Raw genomic sequence first — 15,449 nt, 5'->3', positions numbered from 1 at the left:
CGGCCCGGTGCCGGAGGAGATCCTCCGGCACCGGGCCGTCGTCGTCGGGCGTGCAGCGTCCTGCGGGCCTCAGCCCCCCGAGACGCTCAGCTCCGCCTCGCGCAGCTTCTCCTCGAACTCCTCGGAGAGCTCGCGCGAGTCGAGCCAGCCGTAGGGCAGGTGCGGCTTCTTGGGCGAGCCCGCGCGGCCGCGCTGCCCCTCGGCGGCCTCGCCCGGGTAGGGCTGGTCCAGGTCGAGCGCGTCGAGCTTGCCGCGCAGCTCCTCGAGGGTCGAGACCATCGCGAGGCCCTGCCGGGCCTCGCCACCCACCGCGTACCCCTTGAGGTACCAGGCCATGTGCTTGCGCAGGTCGCGCATGCCCTTGCCCTCGTCGCCGCCGAAGTACTCGATCATGAGCTCGCCGTGACGGTAGATGGTCTCGGCGACCTCGCGCAGGCCGGGCGTCACGCGCACGTCCGAGCCCGAGAAGGCCGCGGCCAGGTCGGCGAAGAGCCACGGACGCCCCTGGCACCCGCGCCCGACGACGACGCCGTCGCAGCCCGTCTCCCGCACCATCCGCACGGCGTCCTCTGCCGACCAGATGTCACCGTTGCCGAGGACCGGGATCTCGGTCACGGTCTCCTTGAGGCGCGCGATGGCCGACCAGTCCGCGGTGCCGCTGTAGTAGTCGGCGGCGGTCCGCGCGTGCAGCGCGACGGCCGCGACGCCCTCTGCCTGGGCGATGAGCCCGGCCTCGAGGTACGTCAGGTGGTCCTCGTCGATGCCCTTGCGCATCTTGATCGTGACGGGCACGCCGTAGGGCTCGGCGGCCTTGACCGCGGCCCGGACGATCGAGGTGAACAGGTCCCGCTTCCACGGCAGCGCCGAGCCGCCGCCCTTGCGGGTCACCTTGGGCACGGGGCAGCCGAAGTTCAGGTCGACGTGGTCCGCCCGGTCCTCGCCCGCGATGATCTTGACCGCGGCGCCGACCGTGGCCGGGTCGACGCCGTAGACCTGGGCCGAGCGCGTCGCCTCGTCCTCCTCGAACGTGACGATCCGCAGCGACTCCTCGTTGCGCTCGACGAGCGCCCGGCTGGTCACCATCTCCGCGACGTACAGGCCGGCGCCGTGCTCGCGGCACAGCCGACGGAAGGCCGCGTTGGTCACGCCCGCCATGGGGGCGAGGACCACGGGGGTGTCGACGACGTGGGGCCCGATCCGCAGGGGCGGCAGCACGTGTCCGGTTGCGGGCGCCGGGGTCTCGGGCGCGCGCGAGGCGTCGGAAAGGGTGGGGAGGGTCACCGGGCCATTCTCCCACCATCCCCGCAGCAGGCGAAAAAGGGCCGCCGTCCACGGGTGGACGGCGGCCCTTCGCTGCCCCGCGGGGCGGACGCGCTAGGCGCCGAGGAGGCGCGCTGCCAGGTAGGCGGTCACCTGGTCGAGCGCGACGCGCTCCTGCTCCATGGAGTCGCGGTGACGGATCGTCACGGCCTGGTCCTCGAGCGTGTCGAAGTCGACCGTGATGCAGAACGGCGTGCCGATCTCGTCCTGGCGGCGGTAGCGACGACCGATCGCGCCCGCGTCGTCGAAGTCGACGTTCCAGTACTTGCGGAGCTCGGCCGCGAGGTCGCGCGCCTTGGGCGAGAGCTGCTCGTTGCGGCTCAGCGGCAGCACGGCGGCCTTGACGGGCGCGAGGCGCGGGTCGAGGCGGAGCACCGTACGGACGTCGGTGCCGCCCTTCGCGTTGGGCGCCTCCTCCTCGTGGTACGACTCGACGAGGAACGCCATGAGCGAGCGCGTCAGGCCCGCGGCGGGCTCGATCACGTACGGCACGTACTTCTCGTTCGTGACGGGGTCACGGTAGGTGAGGTCCTTGCCGGAGTGCTCCGAGTGCGTCTTGAGGTCGAAGTCGGTGCGGTTCGCGACGCCCTCGAGCTCGCCCCACTCGGACCCCTTGAAGCCGAAGCGGTACTCGATGTCGACCGTGCGGGTCGAGTAGTGCGACAGCTTCTCCTTCGGGTGCTCGTAGAGGCGCAGGTTGTCGCGCGAGATGCCGAGGTCGACGTACCAGCTGGTGCGCAGGTCGATCCAGTACTGGTGCCACTCCTCGTCCGTCCCGGGCTCGACGAAGAACTCCATCTCCATCTGCTCGAACTCGCGCGTGCGGAAGATGAAGTTCCCGGGCGTGATCTCGTTGCGGAACGACTTGCCGATCTGGCCGATGCCGAACGGCGGCTTCTTGCGTGCGGCGCCCACGACGTTCTGGAAGTTCACGAAGATGCCCTGCGCGGTCTCGGGGCGCAGGTAGTGCATCCCGGACTCGTCCTCGACGGGGCCGAGGTAGGTCTTGAGCATCATGTTGAAGTCGCGGGGCTCGGTCCACTGACCACGGGTGCCGCAGTTGGGGCAGGCGATCTCGGCGAGGCCGCCCTCGGGGGCGCGGCCCTTCTTCTCCTCGAACTCCTCGATCATCTGGTCCTCGCGGAACCGCTTGTGGCACGAGAGGCACTCGGTGAGCGGGTCGGTGAAGACGCCGACGTGGCCCGAGGCGACCCAGACCTCGCGCGGGAGGATCACGGAGGAGTCGAGGCCCACCACGTCGTCACGGCTCGTGACCATGGTGCGCCACCACTGCTTCTTGATGTTCTCCTTGAGCTCGGTGCCCAGGGGCCCGTAGTCCCATGCGGAGCGGGTACCGCCGTAGATCTCGCCCGAGGGGAAGACGAACCCGCGCCGCTTGGCGAGGGAGACGACGGCATCGAGTCGAGAAGGCGCAGTGGCCACGGGCGATCACTCCAGGAAATCGTGTGTACCCCGCACGTGGCTTCGTGCGGGACGGTGCAGGACAGGCGCCCCGGTCGCCGCATCGAGGCGGTCGAGGTCCGTGGGCGCCAACGTCCCAGGCTACTCGGTCTTTCCTGGCGAGGTGAGCCCGGGGTGGGCCGCAGGCCCGACGGCGCAGGCGCCGTCGGGCGGTCGCGTCCCCCTGGGCGCGGTGTCACCCAGGCCACACCCACCCTTGTTGACATCCGTTATCAATATCAACGACGATGGGGACATGCCCCTCCTCTCTCGATCGCACCGTGCCGCCCTCGTCAGCTCCGTCGCCCTCGCGACCACGCTCACCCTGGCGGCCTGCGGCTCCGGGGGGACGTCGGGCGGCGGCGGGTCGGGCGGCGACGCCGCGGGAGACACCGTGCAGGTGCTCGCGTCGTTCTACCCCCTGCAGTTCGTCGCCGAGCGCGTGGGCGGGGACCGCGTCGAGGTCTCCAACCTCACCCCGCCCGCGGCCGAGCCCCACGACCTCGAGCTCTCGCCCGCCCAGGCCCGCACGGTCGGCACGGCCGACCTCGTCGTCTACCAGTCCGGCTTCCAGGCGGCCGTCGACGAGGCCGTCGAGGGTCGTCAGCCAGCGCACGTCGTCGACGCGTCCGAGGCCGCAGGCCTCGAGGAGCACCCGGGCGAGTCGGGCACGGGTGCGAGCACGACGGGCACCGAGGACGCGCACGACGACCACGCGGACGACGGGCACGACCACTCGTCGCACGGCGGCCTCGACCCCCACTTCTGGCTCGACCCCACGCGCCTGGTCCCGGTCGCCGAGCAGGTCGCTGCCGAGCTCACCGCGATCGACCCCGACGGCGCCGACGAGTACGCGGCCAACCTGGCCGAGCTCACGGCCGACCTGACCGCGCTCGACACCGAGTACAGCGAGGGGCTCGCGAGCTGCGCGAGCCCCTACCTCGTGACCTCGCACGAGGCGTTCGGGTACCTCGCCGAGCGCTACGGCCTGGAGCAGATCGGCATCACCGGGATCGACCCCGAGGCCGAGCCCTCCCCTGCACGCCTGCGCGAGGTCGCGGACGTCATCCGTGACCACGGCATCACGACGATCTTCTTCGAGACCCTCACGAGCCCCAAGGTGACCCAGACCCTCGCGCAGGACGTCGGCGTGCAGGCCGCGGTCCTCGACCCCCTCGAGGGCCTGAGCGACACCGGCAGCGACTACCTTGACGTCATGCGGAACAACCTGGAGGCGCTGCGCACCGGCCTGACCTGCGCATGAGCACCTCACCCCTGAACCCACCGGCGATCGAGGCCACCGGGATCCACGTGACCCTCGGCAACAGCGACATCCTGCGCGGCGTCGACCTCACGGTCGAGCGCGGCGAGGTCGTCGCGCTGCTCGGCGCGAACGGCTCGGGCAAGTCCACGCTCGTGAAGTCCCTCGTCGGCATCGTGCCGCTCGCGGCGGGCCACGTGCGGCTCCTGGGCGCGGACCTGGGCCCCCTGGTCCCGTGGGCGCAGCTCGGCTACGTCCCCCAGCGCGTCTCCGCACAGGCGGGCGTGCCCTCGACGGCCGAGGAGGTCGTCGCGTCGGGCCTGCTCCACGGGCGCCGCATCCGGCTGCCTCGTGGCTGGCGCGCGACGGCCCGCGAGGCCCTCGACCGCGTCGGCCTCGCCGACCGCGCGCAGAGCGCGGTGCACGAGCTCTCGGGGGGCCAGCAGCAGCGCGTCCTCATCGCCCGGGCCCTCGCGCGCGACCCCCGGCTGCTCATCCTCGACGAGCCCGTCGCGGGTGTGGACCAGCCCAGCCAGGAGGCGTTCGCCGCGACGCTGACCGAGCTCACGCGCGACGGCATGACGGTCCTGGTCGTCCTGCACGAGCTGGGCGCGCTCGCGCCGCTCATCCAGCGCTGCGTGGTCCTGCGCCACGGCCTGGTCGTCCACGACGGCGCCCCGCCCCAGGTCACGTCGGCGCACGCCGGGCCGGACCACGAGCACCTGCACCCGCACGGCGACGACCCCGAGCGCAGCGCCTCGCCCGGTTCGGACATGGGCCTGACCGACGCCCCGCTCACGCGCCACTCCCCCGCCCCCGCCCGTATCGACCGTGGAGCCGCCTCGTGAACGCCCTGGACGAGCTCGTCGGGATGCTCTCCGACCCCTTCATGCAGCGCGCCCTGATCGCGGCCGTGCTCGTGGGGGTCACCGCACCCGTCATGGGGACCTACCTCGTGCAGCGCAAGCTGTCGCTGCTCGGCGACGGGATCGGGCACGTCGCCCTGACCGGTGTCGCGCTCGGCTGGCTGGTGGGCGGCGCCATGGGTGTGGTCCCCAACGACGCGCTCGCGATCCCCGGCGCCGTGGTCGCGGCCGTGATCGGCTCGGTGATCATCGAGCTCGTGCGCGAGCGCGGGCGCACGAGCGGAGACGTCGCCCTGGCCCTGATGTTCTACGGCGGGATCGCGGGCGGCGTGCTGCTCATCGGGGTCGCCGGCGGCAGCTCGGGCAACCTCATGCAGTACCTGTTCGGCTCGATCTCGAGCGTCTCGCCCACCGACCTGTGGCTCACGCTGTTCCTGGGCGTGCTCATCCTCGCGGTCGGCATGGGCCTGCGGGCGGCCCTGTTCGCGGTGAGCTACGACGAGGAGTTCTCGCGCGCGTCGGGCCTGCCCGTCCGGGCGCTCAACATCGCGATCGCGGTCATCGCGGCTCTGACCGTGACCGTGGCCATGCGCGTCGTGGGTCTGCTGCTCGTCAGCGCGCTCATGATCGTGCCCGTCGCGATCGCCCAGCTCGTGACCATCTCGTTCCGGCGGACCATGGCGCTGGCCATGGTCATCGGCGTCGTGGTCTGCGTGGTCGGGCTCTCCGTCACGTACTGGCAGACTCTGTCCCCGGGGGCCACGATCGTCGTCCTGGCGATCGCCCTCTACGCGGTCGTGGCGATCCTGCGGCCCGTGCTCGTGCGGCGCAGGCCTCGCACGTCGCACGACCCGCACCCCGACATCCCCGACGACGTCCACGTGGAAGGTGGCGAGCGATGCAGCGCATGACCCGGCAGCGGGCGGCGGTCTCCGAGGCTCTCGAGGACCTGCCCGACTTCCGCAGCGCGCAACAGCTCCACGAGCTGCTGCGCGCCCGCGGCGATGCGGTGGGTCTGGCGACGGTCTACCGCACCCTGCAGACCCTGGCGGAGGGCGGGCACGTCGACGTCCTGCGCACCGAGGACGGCGAGAGCCTGTACCGCAAGTGCGAGCGCAGCGAGCACCACCACCACCTGGTGTGCCGCGCGTGCGGCACGGCGGTCGAGATCGACGGCCCGACCGTCGAGACCTGGGCCTCGCAGGTCGGCGCGGCCCACGGCTTCACGGACATCCAGCACACGATCGAGCTCTTCGGTACCTGCGCGGCGTGCCGGGCGAAGCAGGACGCATGAGCGCGGTGTCCGCGCTCGCGGGCGCGCTCTCCGTCCCGACGGCGTCGCTCGCCTCCTCAGGCCCCGTCACCTCGGTCGTCTCGGCGGCCGGTGACGAGTCGTCCGGGATCTTCTCGATCGACGGCGTGCCGTACTGGATCATCTACGCCGCAGCGTTCGCGATCGTGTTCGTCCGCGCTCAGGCGACCTACTGGGCCGGTCGCGGTGTGGCCCGGGGCACGGTCAACACGTCGTGGTCGCGACGGCTCGAGAGCGAGCGCGCCCAGCGAGCGATCTCGACGATCAACACGTGGGGACCCATCGCCGTCACGCTGTCCTTCTTCACCGTGGGCGTGCAGACCGTCATCAACCTGACGGCCGGCTACACGCGCATGAAGTTCTCGCGCTACCTCGCGGCGCTGCTGCCCGGCTGCGCCATCTGGGCCGCGATCTGGACGACGATCGGGATCGCGGCGTTCAACACGGCCGTGCTGCTCGCGGCTCGCAGCCCCGTCGGGCTGGCCGTGATCGTGCTCCTCGTCGTCGGGCTCGTGGCGTGGATCGTCGTCGCCTCGCGGCGCCGTCGCCGCGCCCGCGCCCTCGCGTCGGACGCCGCGGACGGGACGAGCGGCTCGCCCGAGGGCGACGCCATCGCGACGGACGACCAGCCAGGGGCGGACGGGGCGGCGCGTTCGCGGCCGGCCGGTGCCAACCCGTTCGGCGACGTGGCGGACCTGCTGCTCGACGCACAGGACGACCCGCAGGACCACGCGCGTGGCACGCGCGGTCCGGACTCGACGCCCTCGCAGGCCCACCGCCCGCGCGACTGACGAGGTACCGGCGCGACCGCTCCCCGGGGACAGCGCGTCGGCGGCCGGTTCGGCCGTGTCCTCGGACGCGGCCTCGTCGGTCGTCCGCGAGGTACGTGACCGTCCGCCGTCCGCTGCGTACGCGACCACCCGCCACGACGCGGCCGACGGTCACGCCCCCGCCGTCAGGAGATCTCGGTAGCCGTCTCGTCGGGCTCGCCCAGGCAGAACTGGTTGCCCTGCGGGTCGGTCAGCACCGACCACCGGTAGCCCGGGATCGTGTGCTCTGCCACGAGGCCCGCACCGTCGGCGACGAGGCGCTCGACCTCGGCCGCCCGGTCCGGCGCGGACAGGTCCAGGTGGATCTTGTTCTTGCCGGGCGTCGGGTCGTCGACCTTCTGGAATCCGAGCACGGGCCCCTGGCCGTCGCCCGCAGGCACGACCTCGAGGAACCAGCCGTCCGCCTCGTCGACGAGGCGACCGCCCGTCTGCCGTGCCCACCACTGCGCCAACGGGCGAGGGTCGGTCGAGTCCACCGTGACCATGCCGATCGAAAGAGTCATACCGGGCAGGCTAGCGAAGGGCACCGACACGCGCAGGACGACGCCCCCGCCGTGCGGGAGGGACCCGTCGGGGGGAGGGTCGGACCCCTCCCCCCGACGGGAGACCTCGACCCAGGCCTCAGGGGAGGTCGGCCGACTTGTCGATCGCCCCGCCGTAGCGCCGGTCACGGCTCGCGTACTCCTCGACCGCGCGCCACAGGCTGCGTCGGTCCACGTCCGGCCAGTGCTCGGGCAGGAAGACCATCTCCGCGTACGCGGCCTGCCAGATCATGAAGTTGGACGTGCGCTGCTCGCCCGAGGACCGCAGGAACAGGTCCACGTCCGGCAGGTCCGGCTCGTCGAGGTACTTGGCGACGGTCTTCTCGGTGACCTTCTTGGGGTCCAGCCGACCGGCCGCGACCTCCTGCGCGATCGCCTGCGCCGCGTCCGCGATCTCGGCGCGGCCGCCGTAGTTCACGCACATCGTCAGGGTGCAGGTGTCGTTGCCCGCGGTGAGCCGCTCGGCGTCCTCGAGCTCCTTGATGACCGAGCCCCACAGGCGCGGGCGGCGACCCGCCCAGCGCATCCGCACGCCCCAGCTGCTCATCTCGTCGCGCCGACGACGGATCACGTCGCGGTTGAACTGCATGAGGAAGCGCACCTCCTCGGGTGAGCGCTTCCAGTTCTCGGTCGAGAACGCGTAGGCCGAGACGTGCTTGACGCCGATCTCGATCGCGCCCGCCACGACGTCGAGCAACGCGGCCTCGCCGGCCTTGTGCCCTTCCGTGCGCGGCAGCCCGCGCTCGTTGGCCCACCGGCCGTTGCCGTCCATGACGATCGCCACGTGGTTGGGCACGAACCGCGCCGGGATCCTGGGCGCGACGGCCCCCGACGGATGAGGCGGGGGCGGCTGGATCGGTCGGGCCATCAGGCCTCTCCTCCGGCCCGCGGAGTGACCGCTCCGTCTCGTTCCACCATCCGCAGTGATCGCAACGTTCTCTCCAGGTGATATTGGCTGTAGGCGGCCACGAGGCCGCTGGCTTCCTTGCGGTGGCGCGCGTCGGACGCGTCCGCCACGTCCCACTCGCCCGCGAGCAGCGCGGCGAGCAGCGAGAAGGTCTCGGGAGCGGGAGCTGTGGACCCCGGGGGCCGGCAGCGACCGCACACCGCTCCGCCGAGCGCCACCGCGAACGAGCGGTGCGGCCCGGGCTCGCCGCAGCGCGAGCAGTCCGTGAAGCTGGGCGCCCACCCCGCGACCGCGAAGGCGCGCAGCAGGTAGGAGTCCAGGACCAGGCCGGGGGCGTGGGCGTTGACCGCGAGAGAGCGGACGGCCCCCGCGAGCAGCCAGAACTGCTGCACCGCGGGCTCCTTCTCGGCCTCGACCAGGCGGTCGGCCGTCTCCAGCATCGCGGTCCCCGCGGTGTAGAGGCCGTAGTCCTCGCAGATCGCCCGGGCGTAGGGACCCACGGTCTCCGCCTGGGTCACGACGTCGAGGCTGCGCCCCACGTGGAGCTGCACGTCGACGAACATGAAGGGCTCGAGCCGTGCTCCGAAGCGCGACGACGTGCGCCGCACCCCCTTGCCCACGGCCCGGACCTTGCCGTTCTCCCGCGTCAGCAGGGTGACGATGCGGTCGGCTTCGCCCAGCTTCTGGGTGCGGAGCACGATCGCTTCGTCTCGGTAGAGGACCACTCCCCTATTGTCCGCCATGCCACCCACGTCCCGGTGCACGCGCACCGCCTCGTGGGCCCATCCACACAGGTCCCTCACGGGCCCGTGCCCGTGGGTGCGGAGCTCGTGCGCGCCGCGCCAGGCGTGTCGCGCACGAGCTCCGCACCCACGGGAGGCCGGCAGGCTGCCAGATCAGACCGCGACGCGCTCCGCGCGGTTGACGGCCGAGACGATCGCCTTGAGCGAGGCCGTCGTGATCGACGGGTCGATGCCGACGCCCCACAGCACCTCGTCGCCCACCTGGCACTCGACGTAGGCCGCGGCGTTGGCGTCGCCGCCCTCCGACAGCGCGTGCTCGGCGTAGTCCAGGACCCGTACCTCGACCCCGACGTGCGCGATCGCGTCGACGAACGCCGCGACCGGCCCGTTGCCCGAGCCGTCGAGCGTCAGCTCGTCACCGCGGTCCAGGACGTCGACGGCCAGGGTGTCCGGGCCGTCCTCGGTCGACGACGCCCGGGTGCCGCGCAGCTTCAGGCGGCCCCAGGGCTCGAGCCCCGAGTCCGGGTCGACCGGCAGGTACTCGTCCGAGAAGATCCGCCAGATGTCGTCGCCCGTGACCTCCTGGCCACCCGCGTCGGTGAACGCCTGGACGACGCGCGAGAACTCGATCTGCAGCCGCCGCGGCAGGTCCAGGTGCCGCTCGGACTTGAGCAGGTAGGAGATGCCGCCCTTGCCCGACTGCGAGTTGACCCGGATCACGGCCTCGTACGAGCGCCCGACGTCCTTGGGGTCGATCGGCAGGTACGGCACGCCCCAGACCAGGTCGTCGACGCCCTTGCCCGCGGCCTCGGCCTGCGCGGCCATGGCGTCCAGGCCCTTCTTGATCGCGTCCTGGTGCGAGCCGGAGAACGCCGTGAACACCAGGTCCCCCGCGTACGGGTGACGCTCGTGGACCGCGATCTGGTTGCAGTACTCGACCGTGCGGCGCACGCGGTCCATGTCGGTGAAGTCGATCTGGGGGTCGATCCCCTGGCTGAACAGGTTCATGCCCAGCGTCACCAGGCAGACGTTGCCCGTGCGCTCCCCGTTGCCGAACAGGCAGCCCTCGATGCGGTCCGCTCCGGCCTGGTAGCCCAGCTCGGCCGCCGCGACGGCCGTGCCGCGGTCGTTGTGCGGGTGCAGCGACAGGACCACGTTCTCGCGGTGCGCGAGGTGGCGGTTCATCCACTCGATCGAGTCGGCGTAGACGTTGGGCGTGGCCATCTCGACCGTCGCGGGCAGGTTGATGATGACCTTGCGGTCCGCCGTCGGCTCGAAGACCTCGATGACCTCGTTGCAGATCCGCACCGCGAACTCGAGCTCGGTGCCCGTGTACGACTCGGGCGAGTACTCGTAGAAGACGGCCGTCTCGGGGATGGTCTCCTCGAACTTGCGGCAGAGCTTGGCGCCCTCCACCGCGATGTCGACGATGCCGTCCTCGTCGGTGCGGAACACGACGTCGCGCTGCAGGCGCGACGTCGAGTTGTACAGGTGCACGATCGCCTGCTTGGCGCCGCGCAGCGACTCGTACGTGCGGGCGATCAGGTGCTCGCGCGACTGGGTCAGGACCTGGATCACGACGTCGTCCGGGATGTGCCCGTCCTCGATGAGCAGGCGCACGAAGTCGAAGTCCGTCTGGGAGGCCGACGGGAAGCCGACCTCGATCTCCTTGTAGCCCATCTCGACGAGCAGCTGGAACATCTTCAGCTTGCGCTCGGCGTTCATGGGCTCGATCAGTGCCTGGTTGCCGTCCCGCAGGTCGACCGCGCACCAGCGCGGGGCCTTCTCGATGCGCTTGTCCGGCCACGTCCGGTCCGGCAGCGACACGTCGAACTGCTGGTGGAACGGCTCGTACTTGTGCACGGGCATGCCGGACGGCTGCTGTGCGGAGCGGGGGCTGGTCTGGGGGGTCTGCGCCGTGGTGCTCATCATGTCCTTCGCGATCTCTTCGTCGGTGCTGTTCAGCCGGCACACCAACCACCGCGACGAGGTTGCGGCCTAGAGGGCCTCGTCGCGGCAACGAAGGAGGAGCAGCTGCGTCAGGTGCACGTTGTCACCATACCCCCGTCCGGGGCCATGCTCAGGGACGTCCCGCAGGATGACATGCGAGAGGCGGGCCCGACGCGTCGCGTGAGCGACGTCGTCGGGCCCGCCTCCGGGCGGGGCGAGGTGAGCCGACGACGCCACCGGAGCGACGTCGTCGGGCCCGCCTCAGCGAGTCGCCGGGGTCAGCGTCCGCGCGAGCGCAGCGCGGCGTCGACCGCGGGGTCCCCGAGGTTGCCGAGCCACTCGAGCAGCGCCGGGTACGTCGACGGGTTCGCCGCGACCTGGGGCCGCAGGTGCGGCGCCTCCTGGACGATCTGCGCGAGGACCTCGAGCGGCGTCGACGGGTCGAGCGCCTGCGCCGCGCTGAAGCCGACCGGCTGCGGGTCCTGGTAGGCCGGCAGGACCGCGGTCTCCCCGGCCGCCTGGGCCGCGTAGCCCGGACGGGCCGCGTAGCCAGAGCGCTCCTGGACGGCCGGCTGCACGGGGCGCGCGGACTGGACGCCCTGTGCAGGCAGCACCTGGGTCGGCTGGTACTGCTCGACCGGGCGCGCAGGCTGCTGCTGGGGCTGGGCCGGACTGTACGGCTGCTGGCTCGGCTGCGCAGGACGGTACTGCTCCTGCGCGACCGGCTGCGTGGGCTGCTGTGCCGGCTGCGCCGGACGGTGCGGCTCCTGCGCGACCGGCTGGGCCGGCTGCTGAGCCGGCTGCTGAGCCGGGGCCGGGCTGTACGGCTGAGGGCTCGGCTGGTAGGGCGCCCGCGCGCCGGGCTGCGCCGAGGTCGGTCGCGACACGGGGGCCGCCGGGTCCTGCTCGCGGGCGCCCGCGGCCGGACCGTAGCCGTCAGGACCGGTCGCGTAGCTCCCGCTGCCGTACGGCCCGGCGACAGGCTCCTGGGCGGGCTGGGGGCGCACGGGGCGAGGCGCGGGCGGCTGCCACACGTAGGCGCTCGGTGCCGCGTCGGCCCCGACGACGGACGTCGGACGGTTCTCGGCGAAGTGCGTGCGGACCTCCGCGGGCACCGTGAGCGCGAACGCCGTGATGGCAGGCAGGCCGAAGGCCAGCAGCAGCAGGTCGGTCCCGACACCGATCCCCAGGCCGGACTGGTTCGCGACGACGATGAGGAGCACGATGCCGAGGACCGCCACGACTCCCGCGCCGCCCAGCGCGAGCGTCCTGCCCGACACGGCGTCCCGGGCGAGAGCACGACGAGCGACGAGGCTCACGCCCACCATGAGGAGGCCGAGCACGAGCGCGAGGATCACGACGACCCCGCTCAGCCCGGCGGCGAGCCACAGGATCGCCTGGAGCGTCAGCACCGCCGCGACGACGAGGACCAGGTCCAGGGTGTCGACCGCCACGGCGACCCACGTCGCGACGGGGGACGCGGACGCCGTGCTGCGGGCGACCGCGGGCGAGGCGGCGACCGCTGCGGCCGCCGGGATCAGCAGCAGACCGAACTGGCCGCCGCGCAGGCTCTCGTAGCTCACGAGGAAGCTGCCCGTGTTGAGGACGTAGAGCACCACGAGCGCGATCCCGAGGCCGACGAGCACCAGGCGCCAGGACTCCTGCTTGCGCAGGATCCCCCACACGGGCAGCCCGACGAGCCCGACCGCGAGCGCGGCGACGACCAGACGCGCGAAGATCCCGACGACGCCGAGGCCGAGCGTCAGGCTGAACACGAACGCGACGACCGCACCCACGACCGCGAGCGCGCCGATCCCGATCAGGACCTTGACCCAGGTCTGGGACACGGCCCGGTCCTGGTCGACCGGGCCGAGCTCCGCCTGGCGCGGCTGCGCGGCCAGCACGGCCCCGGCGAGACCGAGCGCGAGACCTGTGCCGAGTCCGCCCCACCCGTTGCCGGCCGTGCCGTTCACCAGGTCCAGGACGACGTAGACGGCGACCAGCAGCCCGTAGGGCGCGTTCGCCAGGAGCCGGACCCTGCGGGTCGTGTGCACCGTCCACGTCGTAGGCAGGACCCCCGTCCGCGCCAGGTACGGCAGGGCGAGCGAGAGCAGGGAGAGGACCGAGACGAGGATGACCTCGACCTTGTCCGAGGCCCGGTTCGCGAAGTCCCACGGCATGGTCAACGAGACGAACAGCAGGAGCGCCGCGACGCCGTCGCGCACGTAGTCGCTCACCGGGATCCCGGCGAAGGGGTTCGCCGGCGCGGAAGGTGACGTGGTGGCCGGCGCGGACGCCTTCTCCTCGGGCTGCTCGGACGGCTTGGCGGACGACGTGGCCGCAGGGTCCGCCGACGACGCCGGGGCGCTGCCGGGAGCCGACTCGTCGGACGTCCGAGCCGTGGCCCGGGCGAGCGGCCCGGTCCCCCCGGTCGGTTCCTGCTGATCGGGGCCGGGCCCCGGGTCGGTCTCGTTGGTCATCGTGCTCTCCCTACAGGTCGCCCCGGCCTCGGGATCGGTCGAGCACCGGATTCAGGCCATGACGGCCCCGTCAGTTTCTACCGGTTGATCACCGATGGCTCAAGTCTCCCACCAGGAGACCGGCCGACCCCTCAACCGATCCGGACCACTTCCGTGTCCGTGACCGCGAAGAGCTGTCCCTGCGCCGAGACGACTTCTCGGTACGTGGGATCCAGGACGTCTCGCCACTCGAGACCGCCGTCGAACAGGTTGAGCGAGACGAGCTCGGACGTCCCCACGTCCGGGTCGTCCCGACGTCCCGTGATCGTGCTCGTCAGGAGCAGGGAGTCGCCGTCGGTGAAGGCCCGGTGGACCTCGCTCGGCAGCCAGCGCCGCCAGAGGTCTCGACCCGTGCGGGTCTCGATCGCGATCAGCCGGGAGCCCGACTCGACGACCAGGACGTCGTCGGTCTGGAGCCAGATCATCTCTGGCCACTCCTCCCGGTGCCACAGGCGGCGCCCCGAGAGCGCGTCGTACCCCGTGAACCCGGGTGACCGGACGACCAGGACGTGCGGCACCGTCCCGTCGGTCACCGCCGGGACGAACGGCTCGCCCGGCAGGACGTACCGCCCGCTGCCGTCCGCGTCGAGCACGTGCACCTCCTCGACCTGGCCCGAGCGGGGGTCGAGCGCTGCCCGGACGCGCAGGTCGCCCGGCAGGGGTCCGCCGGCGGCCCAGCCTCCGGGCACGGACCGGGGCCGCGCATAGCCGGTCGCGTACTCTCCGGACGCGTCGAAGGTCTCGCGCAGGTCCGGCGCCCGGACGTGGAGCAGCCCGCGCAGGCCGTGGAGCGCGATCGTCCCCGCGTCCCGGTCGTCCTCCCGGGTCGTCGAGCCGACGGCGTCGACCGGATAGCCCGCCGCGTGCAGGACACGCGTCCGCACGAGCGCCCCGTCGAGGGCCTCCTCCCAGCTCACGACCGCACGGTCGCCGTCCCGTCGGGCCGTCGCCACGAGCCCGTCGGCGAGGGGGGCGGCCGCGTCGGTCGTCCCCGCGAGCACACGGGTCCCCACGACCTGGCCTGCCGGGTCGAGGACGGTCACGACGAACGTGGCGCGCGAGGTCGACGGCTCGGAGGCGTCGACCGGGCCGTCCCCGGCGCCCGACTGCTCCCCTGCCGGCGCCGGGTCGACCTCCGTCACGCACACGAGGGGGGATCCCACGCTCCCCGGGTCGAGCAGGTCGGGGCCGCACACGCTCGTGCCCGCGGGCAACGAGGCCGACCACAGCGACTCGCCCGTCGCGACGTCGAGGCCCTGCAGGGCGCCGTCGGCCTCGAGCACGACCTGCCCCTCCACGGCCGCGGGCCACCCTCCGTCGGTCGGCGCCCGCCAGACGACGTCGGGATCGGGGGCGACCGACCACAGACCGCCCGGCTGGGTCGCGACGAGTCCGGCCCGATGACGGTCGGAGAGACCCCCGACGACGAAGGACGCGCCCGTGCCCGCCACGGCCACGGCCACGGCGGCGACGACCAGGGCACGCACCGGGACCCGGCGGGCACGGGAGGGCAGTGCGGACCCGTCCGGCGCTGACGCACCGGCCGAGCCCGCCGAACCCACGGTGCTGCTGGAGACGCCGGTGCCGGGCGTGTCCGTGCCCGCACGGCCGCCACGTCGCGGGCTCGGGTTCCCCGGGCGGCCTCGATCCGGTTCCGGCGGCGACCCGTCCTGGCCCCCTCCCGCGGCGGGGACCAGACGAGCTGCAGCGGCAGCGGCCCACGCTGGGACCGGGGCCC

At 72.7% G+C, this 15,449-nt stretch carries 13 protein-coding genes; 5 read left to right on the top strand and 8 right to left on the bottom strand.

Features of this window, described 5'->3' with window-relative positions:
* Positions 1-69 precede the first annotated feature (69 nt).
* Entirely contained in the window at positions 70-1,281 is a 1,212-nt protein-coding gene (gene dusB, locus OERS_RS10965; protein WP_056650822.1) for a tRNA dihydrouridine synthase DusB, read from the bottom strand.
* Positions 1,282-1,374: 93 nt separating this feature from the next.
* Entirely contained in the window at positions 1,375-2,763 is a 1,389-nt protein-coding gene (locus OERS_RS10960) for a glycine--tRNA ligase (protein WP_056650819.1), read from the bottom strand.
* Between the two features lie 274 nt (positions 2,764-3,037).
* Between OERS_RS10960 and OERS_RS10955 the strand changes: the two genes are divergently transcribed.
* Genes OERS_RS10955 through OERS_RS10935 form a run of 5 tightly spaced genes read left to right on the top strand, consistent with a single transcriptional unit; the run spans position 3,038 to position 7,011 of the window.
* Positions 3,038-4,045 (top strand): metal ABC transporter substrate-binding protein, encoded by a 1,008-nt coding sequence (locus OERS_RS10955; protein WP_068625782.1) that lies wholly within the window; start codon positions 3,038-3,040, stop codon positions 4,043-4,045.
* A complete protein-coding gene (locus OERS_RS10950; RefSeq protein WP_082849011.1) occupies positions 4,042-4,890 on the top strand; it encodes a metal ABC transporter ATP-binding protein in 849 nt (282 codons plus the stop codon). Before OERS_RS10955 ends, OERS_RS10950 begins: the two co-directional genes overlap by 4 nt.
* 23 nt (positions 4,891-4,913) lie before the next feature.
* The gene (locus OERS_RS10945) at positions 4,914-5,819 is read left to right on the top strand and encodes a metal ABC transporter permease (RefSeq protein WP_056651447.1); all 906 of its coding nucleotides are present in this window, start codon (positions 4,914-4,916) and stop codon (positions 5,817-5,819) included.
* Positions 5,807-6,202 carry a Fur family transcriptional regulator gene (locus OERS_RS10940; protein ID WP_056650813.1) on the top strand — a complete coding sequence of 132 codons (396 nt, stop codon included), beginning with the start codon at positions 5,807-5,809 and terminating at the stop codon, positions 6,200-6,202. The genes OERS_RS10945 and OERS_RS10940 overlap by 13 nt, the downstream gene beginning before the upstream one ends.
* Entirely contained in the window at positions 6,199-7,011 is an 813-nt protein-coding gene (locus OERS_RS10935) for a DedA family protein (RefSeq protein WP_068625781.1), read from the top strand. Before OERS_RS10940 ends, OERS_RS10935 begins: the two co-directional genes overlap by 4 nt.
* A 164-nt stretch (positions 7,012-7,175) precedes the next feature.
* On the opposite strand, the gene OERS_RS10930 is transcribed toward OERS_RS10935, so the two are convergent.
* From OERS_RS10930 to OERS_RS10905, 6 genes are all read right to left on the bottom strand, one after another.
* On the bottom strand, positions 7,176-7,553 hold the full coding sequence (locus OERS_RS10930) for a VOC family protein (protein ID WP_068625780.1): 378 nt from the start codon (positions 7,551-7,553) through the stop codon (positions 7,176-7,178).
* Between the two features lie 118 nt (positions 7,554-7,671).
* Positions 7,672-8,460 carry an isoprenyl transferase gene (locus OERS_RS10925; RefSeq protein WP_056650807.1) on the bottom strand — a complete coding sequence of 263 codons (789 nt, stop codon included), beginning with the start codon at positions 8,458-8,460 and terminating at the stop codon, positions 7,672-7,674.
* Positions 8,460-9,224, bottom strand: coding sequence for a DNA repair protein RecO (gene recO / locus OERS_RS10920; protein WP_056763420.1), 765 nt, complete (start codon positions 9,222-9,224; stop codon positions 8,460-8,462). The genes OERS_RS10925 and recO overlap by 1 nt, the downstream gene beginning before the upstream one ends.
* A gap of 171 nt (positions 9,225-9,395) precedes the next feature.
* On the bottom strand, positions 9,396-11,174 hold the full coding sequence (gene leuA, locus OERS_RS10915) for a 2-isopropylmalate synthase (protein WP_056763779.1): 1,779 nt from the start codon (positions 11,172-11,174) through the stop codon (positions 9,396-9,398).
* A gap of 296 nt (positions 11,175-11,470) precedes the next feature.
* Positions 11,471-13,672: a DUF2304 domain-containing protein gene (locus OERS_RS10910; RefSeq protein WP_068625779.1), complete on the bottom strand. Its 2,202-nt coding sequence runs from the start codon at positions 13,670-13,672 to the stop codon at positions 11,471-11,473.
* 131 nt (positions 13,673-13,803) lie between these two features.
* A partial coding sequence (locus OERS_RS10905; RefSeq protein ID WP_211268468.1) for an outer membrane protein assembly factor BamB family protein occupies positions 13,804-15,449 on the bottom strand: 1,646 nt, incomplete at its 5' end.

Source organism: Oerskovia enterophila (assembly GCF_001692445.1).
In the GTDB taxonomy this organism is placed as follows: domain Bacteria; phylum Actinomycetota; class Actinomycetes; order Actinomycetales; family Cellulomonadaceae; genus Oerskovia; species Oerskovia enterophila.
The sequence above is the reverse complement of the archived record's forward strand: the minus strand, read 5'-3'. Positions and strand labels throughout refer to the sequence as shown.

Bases quoted from the DNA above. Each gene is read 5' to 3' on its own strand.
- OERS_RS10955 (WP_068625782.1), top strand. From the start codon at position 3,038: ATGCCCCTCCTCTCTCGATCGCACCGTGCCGCCCTCGTCAGCTCCGTC.
- OERS_RS10950 (WP_082849011.1), top strand. From the start codon at position 4,042: ATGAGCACCTCACCCCTGAACCCACCGGCGATCGAGGCCACCGGGATC.
- OERS_RS10945 (WP_056651447.1), top strand. From the start codon at position 4,914: ATGCTCTCCGACCCCTTCATGCAGCGCGCCCTGATCGCGGCCGTGCTC.
- OERS_RS10940 (WP_056650813.1), top strand. From the start codon at position 5,807: ATGCAGCGCATGACCCGGCAGCGGGCGGCGGTCTCCGAGGCTCTCGAG.
- OERS_RS10935 (WP_068625781.1), top strand. From the start codon at position 6,199: ATGAGCGCGGTGTCCGCGCTCGCGGGCGCGCTCTCCGTCCCGACGGCG.
- OERS_RS10930 (WP_068625780.1), bottom strand. From the start codon at position 7,553: ATGACTCTTTCGATCGGCATGGTCACGGTGGACTCGACCGACCCTCGC.
- OERS_RS10925 (WP_056650807.1), bottom strand. From the start codon at position 8,460: ATGGCCCGACCGATCCAGCCGCCCCCGCCTCATCCGTCGGGGGCCGTC.
- leuA (WP_056763779.1), bottom strand. From the start codon at position 11,174: ATGATGAGCACCACGGCGCAGACCCCCCAGACCAGCCCCCGCTCCGCA.
- OERS_RS10910 (WP_068625779.1), bottom strand. From the start codon at position 13,672: ATGACCAACGAGACCGACCCGGGGCCCGGCCCCGATCAGCAGGAACCG.